The organism is Mesorhizobium sp. ESP6-5, assembly GCF_020164695.1.
Classification (GTDB): domain Bacteria; phylum Pseudomonadota; class Alphaproteobacteria; order Rhizobiales; family Rhizobiaceae; genus Mesorhizobium; species Mesorhizobium australicum.
In genome coordinates this window covers 131,382-146,678 of sequence record NZ_JAIUGR010000012.1, presented here as the reverse complement: position 1 = coordinate 146,678, position 15,297 = coordinate 131,382, and the positions used below count along the sequence as shown (strand labels likewise).

Annotated in this window: 12 protein-coding genes and 2 pseudogenes; 7 read left to right on the top strand and 7 right to left on the bottom strand. The window is 65.0% G+C overall.

Going from position 1 to position 15,297, the window contains the following annotated elements; all coding sequences use genetic code 11:
• Positions 1-11 precede the first annotated feature (11 nt).
• Both LB524_RS20680 and LB524_RS20675 read left to right on the top strand, forming a co-directional pair.
• Positions 12-503, top strand: coding sequence for an SRPBCC domain-containing protein (locus LB524_RS20680; RefSeq protein ID WP_224529702.1), 492 nt, complete (start codon positions 12-14; stop codon positions 501-503).
• 71 nt (positions 504-574) lie between these two features.
• Positions 575-1,312, top strand: coding sequence for a DUF72 domain-containing protein (locus LB524_RS20675; protein WP_224529701.1), 738 nt, complete (start codon positions 575-577; stop codon positions 1,310-1,312).
• Between the two features lie 233 nt (positions 1,313-1,545).
• Here the strand turns inward: LB524_RS20675 and LB524_RS20670 are convergent, their stop codons facing one another.
• The 4 genes and pseudogenes from LB524_RS20670 to LB524_RS20655 form a co-directional block, all read right to left on the bottom strand.
• Positions 1,546-2,712 (bottom strand): NAD(P)/FAD-dependent oxidoreductase, encoded by a 1,167-nt coding sequence (locus LB524_RS20670; protein WP_224529700.1) that lies wholly within the window; start codon positions 2,710-2,712, stop codon positions 1,546-1,548.
• Positions 2,713-2,739: 27 nt separating this feature from the next.
• Positions 2,740-4,356 (bottom strand): ATP-binding protein, encoded by a 1,617-nt coding sequence (locus LB524_RS20665; protein ID WP_224529699.1) that lies wholly within the window; start codon positions 4,354-4,356, stop codon positions 2,740-2,742.
• Positions 4,347-5,039, bottom strand: a complete 693-nt coding sequence (locus tag LB524_RS20660) for a response regulator transcription factor (RefSeq protein ID WP_015314984.1) — start codon at positions 5,037-5,039, stop codon at positions 4,347-4,349. The genes LB524_RS20665 and LB524_RS20660 overlap by 10 nt, the downstream gene beginning before the upstream one ends.
• A 3-nt stretch (positions 5,040-5,042) precedes the next feature.
• A pseudogene (locus LB524_RS20655) lies at positions 5,043-6,611 on the bottom strand (DUF4173 domain-containing protein).
• A 252-nt stretch (positions 6,612-6,863) separates the two neighbouring features.
• Here LB524_RS20655 and LB524_RS20650 point away from each other — a divergent pair.
• Both LB524_RS20650 and LB524_RS20645 read left to right on the top strand, forming a co-directional pair.
• Positions 6,864-7,751 (top strand): HpcH/HpaI aldolase/citrate lyase family protein, encoded by an 888-nt coding sequence (locus LB524_RS20650; RefSeq protein WP_140822858.1) that lies wholly within the window; start codon positions 6,864-6,866, stop codon positions 7,749-7,751.
• Between the two features lie 37 nt (positions 7,752-7,788).
• A complete protein-coding gene (locus LB524_RS20645) occupies positions 7,789-7,995 on the top strand; it encodes a DUF1737 domain-containing protein (protein ID WP_224529698.1) in 207 nt (68 codons plus the stop codon).
• Between the two features lie 18 nt (positions 7,996-8,013).
• On the opposite strand, the gene LB524_RS20640 is transcribed toward LB524_RS20645, so the two are convergent.
• The 3 genes and pseudogenes from LB524_RS20640 to LB524_RS20630 form a co-directional block, all read right to left on the bottom strand.
• Positions 8,014-8,295 carry a helix-turn-helix domain-containing protein gene (locus tag LB524_RS20640; protein ID WP_224529697.1) on the bottom strand — a complete coding sequence of 94 codons (282 nt, stop codon included), beginning with the start codon at positions 8,293-8,295 and terminating at the stop codon, positions 8,014-8,016.
• A gap of 14 nt (positions 8,296-8,309) precedes the next feature.
• Positions 8,310-8,643, bottom strand: a pseudogene (locus LB524_RS20635) (type II toxin-antitoxin system RelE/ParE family toxin).
• 193 nt (positions 8,644-8,836) lie between these two features.
• The gene (locus tag LB524_RS20630) at positions 8,837-9,259 is read right to left on the bottom strand and encodes a metallopeptidase family protein (protein WP_140618287.1); all 423 of its coding nucleotides are present in this window, start codon (positions 9,257-9,259) and stop codon (positions 8,837-8,839) included.
• Between the two features lie 178 nt (positions 9,260-9,437).
• Between LB524_RS20630 and LB524_RS20625 the strand changes: the two genes are divergently transcribed.
• The 3 genes from LB524_RS20625 to LB524_RS20615 are packed head-to-tail and all read left to right on the top strand — an operon-like array spanning position 9,438 to position 15,233.
• Complete coding sequence (locus LB524_RS20625) at positions 9,438-10,478, top strand: ImuA family protein (protein WP_224529696.1); 1,041 nt, start codon at positions 9,438-9,440, stop codon at positions 10,476-10,478.
• Positions 10,420-11,898: a DUF6504 family protein gene (locus LB524_RS20620; RefSeq protein WP_224529695.1), complete on the top strand. Its 1,479-nt coding sequence runs from the start codon at positions 10,420-10,422 to the stop codon at positions 11,896-11,898. The genes LB524_RS20625 and LB524_RS20620 overlap by 59 nt, the downstream gene beginning before the upstream one ends.
• The gene (locus tag LB524_RS20615) at positions 11,895-15,233 is read left to right on the top strand and encodes an error-prone DNA polymerase (RefSeq protein ID WP_224529693.1); all 3,339 of its coding nucleotides are present in this window, start codon (positions 11,895-11,897) and stop codon (positions 15,231-15,233) included. Before LB524_RS20620 ends, LB524_RS20615 begins: the two co-directional genes overlap by 4 nt.
• The last annotated feature ends 64 nt before the right edge of the window (positions 15,234-15,297 follow it).

Genomic DNA, 15,297 nt, shown 5'->3' with positions numbered 1-15,297 from the left:
TGGAGGCATCGATGATGCAGGCTCTCAGGGTGCGGAGCATGACCAATGGCGAGACGATCATGGCATCGGCCGAGATCGGCGCGCCTCCCGAACGCGTCTTCGGGGCGCTGGTCGGCAAGGAAGCCGAGCAATGGTGGGGGTCGGCCGATACGTACCGGATGGTCGACTGGTCGGCCGACCTTCGCGTCGGCGGCCGCTGGACCGTTGTCGTGCGCACGGCTGGCGGTAGGGACCTGCCGGCCAGCGGCGAATTCCTCGAAATCGAAACACCGCGCCGGATCGTGCAGACGTGGGCCCATGGCTGGGACCATCCCACGCTTGGCCGGCGGCAAACCAAGGTCGCTTGGCTGCTGGAGCCTATCGCCGACGGCACGCGCGTCACCATCTGCCATGGCGGCTTTGGCGGGCTGCAAGAGGCGGCGGCCGAACATGCCGAGGGCTGGGCACGGGTGCTGGCCTGGCTGCAGGCGCATGTCGAGGCTGGAAGGCTGGCCGCGGCCTGATCGGCGTGCGGAGCGTCGTCACGCCCCTCCGCACGCCTTGACCCACGCCTGTTCTGGTCCACATCCCTTGCATGGGAAAACAGGCATGTTTCATAGGCACGGCTGGCTGGGGCATTCCGACACGATACAAGAATAATTTCCCGCAACCGGGATCGCATCTCGAACGCTACGCCCGGCACTTTCCGATCGTCGAGATCGACACGTCCTTCTACAAGCCGCACCGTCGCGAGACTTACGAACGCTGGGCACACGCCGTGCCGCAGCACTTCCGCTTCGCGGTCAAGATGCCGAAGGCGATCACGCATGAGCGCCGTCTCGTGGACTGCAACGACCCTTTGCAAAGCTTTCTCCAGGAGGTCGAAGGTCTCGGCGCAAAGCTCAGCGTGCTTCTGGTGCAGCTGCCGCCGAGCCTGCCCTTCGAGCCCGATGTCGCGAGCGCTTTCTTCGACATGGTGGGCACCCGAACCGAAACTAGGCTGGTCTGCGAGCCGCGCCATCCCAGCTGGTTCGAAGCAGAGGCTGAAGCGCTTCTGGCCGATCGCCGGATCGCGCGCGTTGCCGCCGATCCCGCTCCGGTGCCACCTGCGGCGATGCCGGGCGGCTGGCCCGGCATCGCCTATTTCCGCTGGCACGGCGCGCCGCGCGTCTACTACTCCGACTACGATGCTGAAAGCCTCGACCGATTCAGCCGGCAAGTCGAGGCGGCGGCCGCTTGGGGTGCCGAGGTCTGGGGAATCTTCGACAACACGGCCGGAGGCAATGCGCTGGGCAACGCGCTCAAGGTTGACGCCCAGACTTCGTCATTCTAGGGCGAAGCAAGGAGCACAGCGACGTCGCGCAGACCCTAGAATCCATGCCGCGACGTCGACTTGTCGCGACAATACGCGCCAATCGGCCCCCCCTTCGTTCTGCGCCGTTAGAACACTACGACAACGGTAACGGCATGGATTCCAGGGTCTCCGCGACGTCGCTTCGCTCCTGCTCCGCCCTGGAATGACGAAGAAACTGAGCGCCTGGCAAACCCGCGAGGCAGCCCCTGACCTCAAATCACATTCAATTCCCGGAAGGCCCGCCCTTCGGCGACACGCGCGTAGCCAAATGCCGAGCAGTCGATCGTCCGGTAGCCGCCATGCACGATCAGTTCGGCCAGCGCCTTGCCGACCGCCGGCGCCTGTTGCAGGCCATGGCCGGAGAAACCGTTGGCGAACAGGAAATTCGTCACTTGCGGGTGCGGGCCGATCACGGCGTTCTGGTCCAGCGTGTTGTAATCGTAGTGCCCGGCCCAGGCGCGCGTCGCCTTGATCGCCTCGAAGGCCGGGATGCGGGTTGCCAGCACCGGCCAGATCACCTCTTCAAACAGCGGCCAGTCGACGTCGAAGTCCCCGGGGTTGGCCGGGCCGTCGCCCTCTTCCGGCTCGGCGCCGCCGGTGAGGTAGACCGAGCCTTCCGGCCTGACATAGATGCCGGAGGGATCGACCAGTAATGGCATGTCAGTGAATTTGTCCCGCGCGTCGAACACGAAGACGTTGCGCTTGCGCGGCTCGACCGGCAGCGAAAGCTGGGCAAGGGCGGCGACCTTGCCAGCATTCGGCCCGGCGGCATTGATGACGGTGCCGGCCTCGAGCCGATCGCCATTGTCGAGGCTGACGCCGGTGACGCGGTCACCCTGCCGCTCGACGCCGGTGACCGACGCGCTGATGAAGTCGATCTTCTTCTGCCGCAGCGCCTTGCGAAACAGCATCAGCATCGCATGCGCGTCGAACCAGCCCTCGCCGGTCCGGCCATAGGCGCCGGCGGTGATGCCTTCGGCCGACAGCCAGGGGAAGCGGCGCGTCAGCTGGTCGGCGTCCTCGAGCAGGATGTCGGCGCCCTCGGCGACCTGCGCTTCGTGGTTGGCTTTCAGGATCGGCAGCCCGGCCTCGCCGGCAAGGATGAGGTAGCCGCCCTCGCGAAAACCGATATCGGCGTCGGTGCCGAATTCTTCCTTCAGCCGCCGAAACAGTTTCAGCGTGAACTGCGACAGGCGGATGTTTTGCGGAATGGAGAATTGCTGGCGGATCGAGGCCATGGACAGCGTCGTCGCCGCATGGGCGAATTGCGGGTCGCGCTCGATCAGCGCGATCGAGCCGGAAAACCCTTCCTCGCGCAGATAGTAGGCGATCGAGGACCCGACGATGGCCCCGCCGATGATGACGATGTCGTAGCGCACTTTTTTCTCCGATCCGCCGTCCGCAATCTACGCGACCGGCAAAGTGATCTCGAAGCGCGTGCCGCGCTCGGAGTCAACCAGCCGGATCGTACCATCATGCGCTTTCAGGAGGGCCAGCACGATGCCAAGCCCCATGCCGGTGCCGCCCGTATCGCGTCGCGTGGTGAAGAACGGCTCGAAGATGCGCGCTTGGTTGCTTGGCGAGATACCGGCGCCGTCGTCGCTGACCAGCACGGTCGCCTTGCCGCCGGCGCTTGCGGCGGTGATCGAAACCAGCGTCGCGCCGTGCCTGGCGGAATTGTCGATGAGGTTGGCAAGCACGATCGCCGCGTTCTCGGCCGAGATGCGCAAGGCCAGGTCGCCACCGGCCTTGACTTCAACCGCCAACCTGGTGTCGACGGGAAGCAGGGCCAGCGCCGCGCCGACCGAGGTGCTCTCGCCGCTGGGTGCGAGGTTTTCGGCCCGCGCCAGGTCGAGCAGCCGCCGGACCAAAAGGTTGAGCCGCCATGCATCGGTGACGATATTGTCGGAGAAGCGCCGCCGCTCGTCATCGTCCATCGCGCTGCCTGAATCGCGCAGCAGTTCGGCCGCGCCCTGGATCGCCGTCAGCGGCGATTTGAGTTCATGCGAGACATGGGTGGCGAAGGTCTGGATGGCGTCCGAGCGCGCCTGCAGTTTTTCGGCCATGTCGAGAAAGGCGGCGGAAAGCTCCGCCATTTCTCGCGTGCCATGGTGGTCGAGAGGCCGGATCGCGTCGCGTTCGCCGGCGGCGATGCGCTGGGTGCGGTCGATCAGCGCGTAGATCGGCCGGCTGACGGTGCGCAGGAAGACGAGGCCGATGAGCAGCGTGCCGCCGAGAATGGCGATCCCCGCCGCCGTCACCTTGCCGCGTTCGCCATAGAGATGTTTTATGATGTTGTTGGGCGTCCGCGAGACATAGACCACGCCGGCGACCTTGCCGTCGACGGCCACCGGCAAAGCGACGAAGACGCGCACCTTTGTGCCGCGGCTGACCGAATAGAGCGGCGGCGCCGGCTGGTTGGGGATGCGCAGCCGGAGCGCGCTGGCATAGCGCCCGGCAAGTGCTGCGCGCACCTCCTCGACCCCGGCAAGCGACTGCCCGGTCTCGTCGCGCCCGGCAATCACCACACCCCAGGGATCGAGCAGCCGGAAGCCGGCCAGCGTGGTCTTCTGCGTCGCGTCGAGAATGCCCGCCAGCCGCGCGCCGATCGTGGCGAAAGCGGGATCGACCGTGGTGGGGATCCCCGCCGGCCGGGTCGCAAGCACGTAGTCCGAGGCGAGATCGAGCCGCGGCTCGATCGGCCGATAGGGCGAATCGAGATTGGCGCCTCGGCTCGCATAGCCATTGGCCGGCGGCATCGCCACGCCAAGCTTTTCCGGTGAAATGCCGGCGTCGCGGACCTCCTGCGCATAGATGGCGGCAATGGCCGCGCCCTGTGCGATCAGTTCTGCCTCGGTCTGGCGGATCAGCTGGTTCTCGTAGAGGCGGAAGAAGAACAGGCCGACCAGCGGCAGGGACATCACCAGGATCAGGATGGCGACGACGACCGTGGCGAGGCGCGGCCGCCATTTGCGGCCGACCCACTTGCTGCCAATCGACTTGCTTGATGTCGTCAGCCGCATCGGCCGAGCCGGAAGCCGACGCCGTGCACGGTCTCGATGACCTCCGGGCACCCCACGGCCGCCAGCTTGGCCCGGATATTGCGGATATGGCTGTCGACGGTGCGGTCGGCGACATGGATCTTGCCGGCATAGGCGTTGGCCATCACCGCGTCGCGGTCGAGCACATGGGTGGGCCGCGCCAGAAACCCTTTCAGGATCGAGAACTCGATCGCCGTCAGGGCGAGCGGCTTGCCGTCGAAGGCGGCCGCGTGGCTGGCCGGCGCCAGGGTGAGCTTTCCCTGCGCGAACTGCCTGTCGTCGGCCAGTTCCGGCGCCGCCGGACGGGCGCGGCGCAGGATGACGTTGACACGGGCGACAAGTTCGCGCGGGCTGAACGGTTTGGTGACATAGTCGTCGCCACCCATTTCGAGCCCGAGGATGCGGTCGATCTCCTCGTCGCGCGCGGACAGGAACAACACCGGTACGTCTGATGTGTGACGCAGCCGCCGGCAGACCTCCAGCCCGTCCATCTCCGGCATGCCGATGTCGAGCACGACAAGGTCGGGTGTGCTTCGTTCGATTGCCTGCAGGGCGGCGGCGCCATCGGAGACGGCAGCCGTTTTCATGCCGGCCTTTTCCAGCGCGAAGCAGATCACTTCGCGGATATGCGGGTCGTCGTCGGCGACGAGGATGTGATGCGGCATGGACTAGTGATCCGGCACGGGTTCCGCGGCGCTGGGAACAATAGGCCGCCTGTTGTCGAGATAGCGAAGCAGGCGCCAGTCGCGGAAGCTTCAGCTTCGCCAGTTTTCCTGCAGGCTGCGATACCAGCCTTCATCGACACCGCGCAACCTTGCCAGTTCGCCGACGGCACCGGCATTGGCTGTCTCGCGCTGAGGATCGAAGAAGCGATCGAGCGCTGGAAACGCGTCCTGCCCGAGCGAGCGGAGATACCAGGCGTCGAGCGGGATGCCCTGGCCGCTCATTTCGAGGGAATGGTCTACATTGTAGGTGGCGATCATGGCTGCGAAGTTGATGAAACAGCAGGCATAAAGCGTCAGGGATAACGTCAGAAGATTGGCGGAGAGCAGCCATTCACTGGATTTTCCGAGCGCGATACGGGCGATGATCAGCGCAAGGCCGGCCGCCACCAGTCCCATCCAGACGAAAGCGGCGACGCGCCAGTAGGTCAGCGCATAGATGCCGACATAGAGGTCGAGCCGCAGGATCGACGAGACGACCAGCATGATGTTCTGTGCCACCCAGGCATAGACCAGCCGGCGGATGAGCGGGTCGGCCGATGTTTCGCTGCCGGGCCTCAGCGCCGCAAGGACAAAGCCGGCGGCCAGCAGTGCGGTGACGATCAAGGGATAGGCGCCGCGATGCGCGTAGGCGGCATAGCTCAAACCATCGGGAAGCGCGACCCCGCCCCACAGATAGGTGGCGTCGAGTCCGCTCTGCAGCGCAAACAGAATGTTGAAGACGATCAACGCGCGCAGGATGGCGGCCTTGCCGAAGACGATATCCTCGACGGCGTGCCTGTCGGCCGCTGGCTGGGCATCGGCAGGAGGGTGATTTGGCCTGGCGATGCGGCGCTGAAAGCGCGGCAGGCGTGGCCGCAGAAAGGCCCAGACGCCGGCAAGCACGAATAGCCAGAAGGCAATCCGCGTCAGCTGGATCAGGTCGAGCAGCTTGAAGACGTCGATCAGCGACAGCCAGTCTTCGATGACCGGATTGGCGGCACCGAAAAGGGCGACGAAGACCGCGCCCAGCGTCAGCGGCATTACCCAGACCGCGATTGCCGCCAGCCTTATGCGATGTCCGCCGAACCGCCGCGCCGCTCTTCGCCACTGGAGAAAATCGCCGAGGAACCGGAACGGCGCCGCCAGTCCGAACAGCACGATTTGGCCGGCAATGCGCGGCGTGCGGTGTCGCAGCCGGCCGCTCAGCGAAAGCGCGAACGCCACCAGCGCGGCAAGCGCGACCGAGACGGACAAGGGACTGACAGTCTCGGCCAGCGGCAACAGCGCGACAAGCAAGGCGGCCGACTTGAGCCACACCTTGCCGTCGCTGAAGGCGGCGGGATGCACGGCAACCATCGCGGCGGCAATCAGGATGGCGAACAGCGGAACCGTGATGCCGGCGGGCTGGCCGTAGAACAGGAAATCGGCGAGCGCGACCAGCAGCACGGCGACGCCGAAGCGGCTGCAATAGCTTGGCGCGGCGCGGAAGAAAGAGGTCACGGCCTGATCTTCCTGATGGCGTTCCTTCGCCATGGCGATGGGCTCTTGCGGACAAATGGGATGGGAGTTGCAGCGGTGTTGGCGCGTTGCGGGTCGACCAGCCACCAGCCTTCGCTGCGCAGCCGGTAAGGCAGACGGGGTTTTGCTCGCTTGTGCATGCCGCCTGTCTCGCAGGCCTGCAGGAAAGCGATGCGGCGGATCGGAGGAGGTTTTCGGCAGGCGCGTGCAGTTTTCGTGCAGGGCCGGCGGCTTGCCTCGCCCGGCCGCAACCGGCATAGATCTGGCATGACCGAAACCTACCGCCCGCGCCGCTCCGTGCTCTATGTCCCGGCCTCCAACGACAAGGCGCTGGCCAAGATCGCGCAGCTTGCCTGCGACGCCGTCATCATCGACCTCGAGGACGCCGTCGCCCCCGCCGACAAGATCGCCGCGCGCGAAAAACTGGCCGGCATTTTCGCCAACCGCCCTGATGCCAATGGCCGGCGACGCGAGATGGTGGTACGCGTCAATGCGCTGTCCAGCGAATGGGGCACTGACGATCTTGCGGCCGTGGCCAAGGCGGAGCCGGACGGCATCCTGCTGCCGAAGGTCGACACGCCGCGTGACGTGCTCGAAGTCGGCGATGTGCTGGACGATAATTTTGCCCCGGACAGCGTGAAACTATGGGCGATGATCGAGACGCCCAAGGCCATGCTCAACATCGGCGCCATCGCCGAACTCGGCCGCGACCCCGCCTCACGCCTGGATTGTTTCATCGCCGGAACGAATGACCTGATCAAGGATACCGGCGTGCTGGCGACGCCGGATCGCGCCTATCTGCTGCCATGGCTGATGCAGATGCTGCTGGCGGCACGCGCCGGCGGGATCGACATGCTCGATGGGGTGTTCAACGAGTTCCGCGACCCGGATGCGTTCGCGCGTGAGTGCACGCAGGCAGCCGCCATGGGCTTCGACGGCAAGACGCTGATCCATCCATCGCAGGTCGAGGCGGCCAACCGTGCCTTCGCTCCGTCGGCGCAGGCGCTGGCCGAGGCGCGCGCGGTGAAGGATGCCTTCGCGCTTGCGCAAAACAGTGGCAAGGGGGTCATCGCGCTGAATGGCAGGATGGTCGAGCGGTTGCACTTGGCGCAGGCCGAGAAACTTCTGGCGAAAGCGGCCGCCATCGGCGCATGATATTCGCCGATTTGGGATACACGACAGGAATTGAACGATGAAACTCTACCGCTTTCTCACCGCCCCGGACGACGCCAGCTTCTGCCATAAGGTGACGGCGGCGCTGAACAAGGGCTGGCACCTGTTCGGCTCGCCGACCTACGCCTGCGACAAGAAGACCAAGACCATGCGCTGCGGCCAGGCCGTGGTGAAGGATGTCGATGGCCAGGAATACGGGCCGGATACGAAGCTCAGCGACTGGTAGCCGCTAGCAAGGAGAGCATCAGGCGGCCTCGACAATATCAAGACGCACGGTAAGTCCGGCCAGCGCGGCAAGATTGATCAACGTGTCCAGACTGAAATTCGTGATCCTGCCCCGCAGGAGGTCGCTAAGGCGTGGCTGGGTAATCCCGAGCCGGTTGGCTGCTTCGGCCTGGGTAACGTCCCAACTCCGCACCCGCTGTTCGACAGCGATCAGCAAGTTGGAGCGCATGGTCATGTTGGCGGACTCGGCCGGAGTCTCCTCCAGTGCGTCCCACACGTTTTCAAAACTCTGACGGTCCATCGTCCTTACCTCCACTAGATTTGTCTGAACCGGGATGCGGCAAGATCCAAGTTTCGTTTCACTGTCTGTTGCGTCTCCTTCTGGAAGGCGTGCAGCACATAGACAGCGTCGCCTATGCTCGCGACGTAAAGCACCCGGAACGCGCCGGTGGCGTCGCGGACGCGGATTTCCCGCACACCTGGGCCGACCGTCGTCATCGGCTTCCAGTCGCTTGGCTCTAGTCCGAGCTGCACCTTATGCAGCTGAACGCCCGTTTCCTTGCGTGCGTGCCGCCTCTGGAAAATCCCGGAGCTGGGCAAGAGAATCTCCGAGAAACTCTAAGCGCTTTGTTACTTGGCATTGGTGGATTTATATCAAAACTTGTATAATTGGCAAGGCGGTGATCCGGCCAATCGATGACCATAGCGGCGGCTCACCGACCATGCTGAGACCAACATGGTTAGGGATATCGACTGAGAAGGGAAGCGCGGTAACCTCTCTCTTCGTCACCTAGGCGAAGCAAGAAGCGAAGCGGCATAGAGCAGGAAGACGAAGGTACGGGCTATTCAGCCGCCTCTTCGATCTTCTCCATATCATCGTCCGACAGGCCGAAATGGTGGCCGATCTCGTGGACCAGTACGTGGGTGACGATGTCGCCCAGCGTTTCCTCGTTTTCGGCCCAGTAGTCGAGCATGGCGCGGCGGTAGAGCGTGATGCGGTTCGGGCCTTCGCCGGTTTGCGGATTCCAGCGTTCGGCGATGCCGCGCCCCTCGAACAGGCCGAGCAGGTCGAACGGCGTTTCCAGCGACAGGTCGTCCATGATCTCGTCGGTCGGGAATTCGGCGATCTGGATGACGATCTCGCCGGTCAGCTTGCGAAAATCCTCCGGCAGGTGGGCGTAGGCCTCCAGGGCCAGGAACTCCAATTCCTCCATCGAGGGCGCAAGTTCACCATGCCAGGTGCGGGTCTTATAGATGCGGGCCATGCTTTGTCCTTTGATCCCGGCATATAGGCGTTCGCGCTGGTCGAGGCAAATGACGCCTGTACGTCGGTGTCGCGCAGGAAGAGGAATAAATTCCTTGATGAGTCTGCTTGACTCTTCCGATCCCCTCTGGAATCTATAGGAACATAACAGGAACAATCGTGAGTGGAAGCTGACCGTCATGGCGATGACCGCCGTGGCGCGGGAGACTGTTTTTGCCCTGCGCCGCCAGATCGCGAAGATCGAGGGAACACTGCCCGAGCGCCTGCAGGCGCCGGCTGGCGCGCCCCTTGCTGACGCCGGCAGCGATCTGACGATCGTCCGGCGCGGGCTTGCCGCGGCCTTGCCGGACGCTTTCCTGCCCATCGGCATCGAGCGGCTCGATGCCGCGCTCAGCGGCGGCCTGCCGAAAGCCGCCCTGACCGAAATCCATGGCCTGGAAACCCGCGATGCGGGCGCCGTCGCCGGTTTCGCTCTGTCGATCGTCAGCCTGATCCTCAACCAGGCGCAGGGGCTGCCCATCCTGTGGATCGGGACATCGGAAATTTTCCATGAGGCCGGCTTTCTCTATGCCAGGGGGCTGCATGCCTCGTTCGGCATCGAGCCCCAGCAATTGCTGTTTTCCGAGGCGCCCCGGCTTGTCGATGCACTGTGGATCGCCGAGGAGGCGGCCCGCATGACCGCGCTTGCCGCCGTCATCCTGGAGATCCGCGGCAATCCGCAGCGGCTGGACCTGACCGCGACACGCCGCCTGCATGCGCGGGCGCAAGGTGCCGGCCGGCCGGTGTTCCTGCTGCGGCAGGCGGCCGAGCCCGAACCGACGGCGGCGCCTGTTCGTCTGATTGTCGCGTCGGCGCCGGCCGTGCCGCGCGAAACAGTCGCCGGGCCGCTCGCCGGCTCGATCGGCCACCCGGCCTTCACCATCAGCATCGGCAAGAGCCGCACGGCCCTGCCTGGACAATTCACACTGGAGTGGAACCCCGATGAACGCAGATTCGACGAAAGAAGGGGCGAGGAAAGACGCAGGGCAAGCAACGAATGGGCAGAGAATCCTGTCCCTGTGGTTTCCCTATCTCGCGACAGAAAGGATCCTGCGGCAGCGTCTGGGGAAATCCTGGCGTTCCCGGCCGCCGGATCATCCGCAGCCATCTCATCCACCGCTCGTGATCAGCCATCGCCAGGGCAACGCGCAGCGCATCTCGGCCCTCGACGCGCGGGCTGAGGCGCTGCACCTGAAGCGCGACATGGGGATTGCCGATGCGCGCGCCATGCATCCGTCGATCGACATCGTCGAAGCCGATCCGGAGGCCGACCGGCGCCTGCTCGAGGGCCTTGCCGACTGGTGCGACCGCTACACGCCGCTGGTGGCGCTGGACGGCATTGACGGCCTGTTCCTCGACGTCACCGGCTGCACCCATCTGTTCGGCGGCGAACGCGCCATGCTGGACGAAATCCTGTCGCGCTTCTTCCAGCAGGGTTTCGACGTCCGCGCCGGGCTTGCCGGCACGCCCGGGGCGGCCTGGGCGGCGGCCCGCTTTTGCGGCGACCGCATCGTTCCATCAGGCGAGGAGGAAGCCCTGCTCGCGCCCTTGCCGCTGGCCGCCCTTCGCATAGCGCCGGAAACCCGTACCAGCCTGGAAAGCGTGGGGCTGCGCACGGCGGGTGCCGTCATGGCGGCACCGCGCGCGCCGCTCGCCCGCCGCTTCGGCGCTTTGCTGCTCCAGCGCCTCGACCAGGCGCTTGGCCGTCTCGACGAGGCGATCTCACCGCGTCTTCCCGTCGCGCCGCTTTCGGTCGAGCGTCATCTCGCCGAGCCCGTCACGCTGACGGAGGAGATAGAGCGGCTGGTGGGCATGCTGGCGACGACCTTGAAGACCGACCTCGAACGCCGCGGCGAAGGCGCAAGGAGCCTGGCGCTGCTGCTTTTTCGCGTCGACGGCGCCGTCAGCCGCATCGCGCTCGGCACCTCGCGGCCGATGCGCGAACCCTTGCTGATCCGGAAATTGTTCCATGAAAGGCTGGCGGCACTCGAGCAGCATATCGATGCCGGCTTTGGCTTCGACCTGGTGCGCCTCTCGGTGCTGGCCGTCGCCGCTTTCGACATGCAGCAGGCCGATCTGACCGGCGAAGCGGCCGATGACGGCGCCGACATCGCCCTGTTCGCTGACCGTATCCGCGCCCGCCTCGGCGAGGGCGCGGTTCTGCAGCCGGTTCCCGTGGAAAGCCACCTGCCGGAACGCGCCGTCGCCGTCATTCCCTTCACCGAAGCCCCGCGCCGGACCACACCACCCAAGAAGCCGGACAGGATGCAGGCGCCGATGACCATCTTCCCGCCGGAACGACCGATCCGGCTGTTCCGTTCGCCCGAGCCCATCGAGGTGCCGGCCACCGAAATGCCGGAGGGACCGCCGCTGCATTTTCGTTGGCGCCGCGCGCTTTACCGTGTGATGCGCGCCGAAGGGCCGGAGCGCATCGCCGCCGAATGGTGGCGCGAGGCGCCGGGCGACGCGGCGGCGTCGACACGCGATTATTTCCGCATCGAGGATGCCGGTGGCCGCCGCTACTGGCTCTACCGGCAAGGCCTTTACGGCGGCGTCTCGCAAACCCCGCCGCGCTGGTTCATGCATGGGGTCTTCGCATGAACGCGCTGACCGTCATTCCTTATGCGGAGTTCGGCATCCAGTCGAATTTCTCCTTCCTGCGCGGCGCCTCCAAACCCGAGGAGCTGGTGGTCGCGGCCAAGCTCATGGGCTTCTCCGCGATCGGGCTCGCCGACCGCAACAGCGTCGCCGGCGTGGTGCGCGCCTGGCAGCAGGCCAAGGTCGAAAAGCTTGCCTACCATCCCGGCTGCCGGCTGGTTTTTGGCGACGGCACGCCGGACATTCTCGCCTATCCCAGGGACCGTGCGGGCTGGGGCCATCTGTGCCGCATGCTCACCCAGGCCAATCTGCGTGACGAGACCGAAAAGGGCGCCACCCTGCTCCGGCGCGACGACCTGCTCGAATGGGGGGACCGGATGTCGCTGGCGGTCCTGCCCGATCTGGCGGCCGGCGCGCAAGACAGTCTGGCTTTGCTCCGTGAACTCAGGGATCGCTTCGGCAGGATCCTGCGGCTCGGCGTCTCACCCTGTTATGCCGGCCATGATCGCTTCCGGATCGAGCAGGCGGCGGCGTTCGCCGAGAGCACCGGCATCCCGCTGATGGCGACCAACGATGTGCTCTACCACACGGCCGAACGGCGCCCGCTGCAGGACGTGCTGACCGCGATCCGCCTCAATGTTCCGGTCGCCGAGGTGGGGCTGGAACTGACCGCCAATGCCGAACGCCATCTGAAGCCGCCGCTGGAAATGGCGCGCCTGTTCCGCCGGTATCCGCAAGCGCTGGCGGAGACGCTGCGGTTTGCGCGAGAGCTGACCTTCTCGCTCGGCGATCTTCAGTACAATTATCCCGACGAGCCGACGGAATCGGGTCTCGGGCCGCAGGCGGAGCTGGAGCGACTGGCTCGGGAAGGTGCGGCCCGGCGCTTTCCCGGCGGTATCCCCGCCAGCGTGATAAAACGAATCCAGGAAGAGCTCGCCCTGATCGAGCGGCTGAATTACGCCCGTTATTTCCTGACCGTCCATGACATCATCAAATTCGCCCGAGGCGAAGGCATTCTCTGCCAGGGCCGCGGCTCCGCGGCTAATTCGATTATCTGCTTCTGCATTGGCATTACCGAGGTCGGGCCGGACAAGATCGACACGCTCTTCGAGCGTTTCATTTCCGAGGAACGCAACGAGCCGCCAGATATCGACGTCGACTTCGAGCATGAACGGCGCGAAGAGGTGATGCAGTACATCTATACGAAATACAGCTCCAAACGCACGGCACTCGCCGCCGCCGTCATCAGCTATCGCGGCCGTTCGGCGCTGCGCGAAGTGTCGAAAGCGATGGGCCTTTCGGAGGATGTCAGGGCGTCTCTCTCCGGCTCGATCTGGGGTTGGTCGACCTCGGAACTCGGCGAGAAGGAAGCCAGGGCCGGCGGCCTCGACCGCAGGGATCCGGTGTCACGGCATGTGATGGAACGCGCCAACGAGATCATGGGCTTTCCCCGCCACCTCTCCCAGCATGTCGGCGGCTTCGTCATCACCAGGGACCGGCTCGACGAGATCGTCCCCATCGTCAAGACGGCGATGGACGAGCGCAAGATGGTCGAATGGGACAAGGACGATCTCGATTCGGTGAAAATCCTCAAGGTGGATATCCTGGCGCTCGGCATGCTGACCTGCCTCCAGCGCGCTTTCACCTTGCTCACGGATCACTATCCAAAGGCACGGGATGCGTATGGGCAGCCCTATGTGCTCGCCACCCTGCCCCCCGAGGATAGGCAGGTCTACAAAATGATCTGCCGAGCCGATACGCTTGGGGTCTTCCAGATCGAATCGCGCGCCCAGATGTCGATGCTGCCAAGGCTCGAACCAAAAGATTTTTATGACCTTGTCATAGAGGTGGCGATTGTTCGACCTGGTCCGATCCAGGGTGACATGGTCCACCCTTACCTGCGTCGGCGACAGGGCAAAGAGGCGGCCGAGTATCAAAAACCTGAACTAGAAGCGATCCTCAGCAGGACGCTGGGCGTGCCGCTGTTCCAGGAGCAGGCGATGAAGATCGCCATCGTCGCCGGTGGCTTCAAGCCGGGCGAGGCGGATGAACTGCGCCGCGCCATGGCCACCTTCAAGCGCACAGGCACGATCGGCAATTACCGCCAGCGCATGATCGACGGCATGGTCAGCAAGGGCTACACGAAGGACTTCGCCGAGCGCTGTTTCAAGCAGATCGAGGGCTTTGGCGAGTATGGCTTTCCCGAAAGCCACGCCGCCTCCTTCGCCCTGCTCGTCTATGCCTCCTGCTGGTTCAAGACCTTCTACCCGGACGTGTTCTGCGCCGCGATCCTGAATTCGCAGCCGATGGGCTTCTATCAGCCGGCGCAGCTGGTGCGCGACGCCCGCGACCATGGCGTCGACATCCGCGAGGTCGACGTCAATTTCTCCGTCTGGGACTGCACTTTGGAAAAGGCGCTTTTCGACCCGGCCCGCATCCTGCCGCGTCATGCCGAAATGCGCGGTGTCATCGAGACTCAGCATGCGGTGCGGCTCGGCTTCCGGCAGATCAAGGGACTTTCCAAGGAACGCATGGAGGTTTTCGTCGAGCGGCGCGGCGCCGGCTACTCGACGGTCCGGGATGTCTGGCTGCGCTCCAGCCTCAATGTCGACGAGATCGAGAAATTGGCGCAGGCCGACGCCTTTCGTTCCATCGGCCTCGACCGCCGCGCGGCACTATGGGAGGTCCGCGCGCTCGACGGCAAGAGTGCCGCCGAGAAGCTGCCGCTGTTCGACCAGCCGGCGCTCAGCCTGCGCGAGCTGGAGCCCGAAACGAAGCTGCCGAAAATGCCGCTCGGCGAGCATGTCATCCATGACTACCGCTCGCTCGGCCTGTCGCTGAAGGCGCATCCGGTCGCCTTCCTGCGCGAGCGGCTCGACCGCGCCGGCATCACTCCCAATGCCAGCCTGCCTTCCGTGCGCGACGGCAGGCGGGTCTCCGTTGCCGGGCTGGTGCTGGTGCGCCAGCGCCCCGGCAAGGGCAACGCGATCTTTCTCACGCTGGAAGACGACAAGGCCGTCGCCAACGTCATCTTTTGGGAAAGGACCTTCACCCGTTTCCGGCCCATCGTCATGGGTGCCCGGTTTGTGAAGGTCACCGGGAAACTGCAGTCGGAATCAGGTGTCGTCCATATCGTCGCCGAGAAGATCGAGGACCTGACGCCCTGGCTGACCGTGCTGCTGGAGAAGGTCGGTGCGGCCGCACTGCCGGCCGCCGATCCTTCGGACCGCTCCGGCCAACCCGCAATTCGGCCCGCGATGCTGAAAGACGGACGGGATCTCGCAACGCTGTCGGAAGAGGCGGAGAGGGTCATGCCCAAAGGGCGTAATTTTCAGTAGGCCCGACCCACCTTCGTCATCCACGGGCGAGCAGGAGCGAAGCTCCGTCGCGGCGACCCGAGGA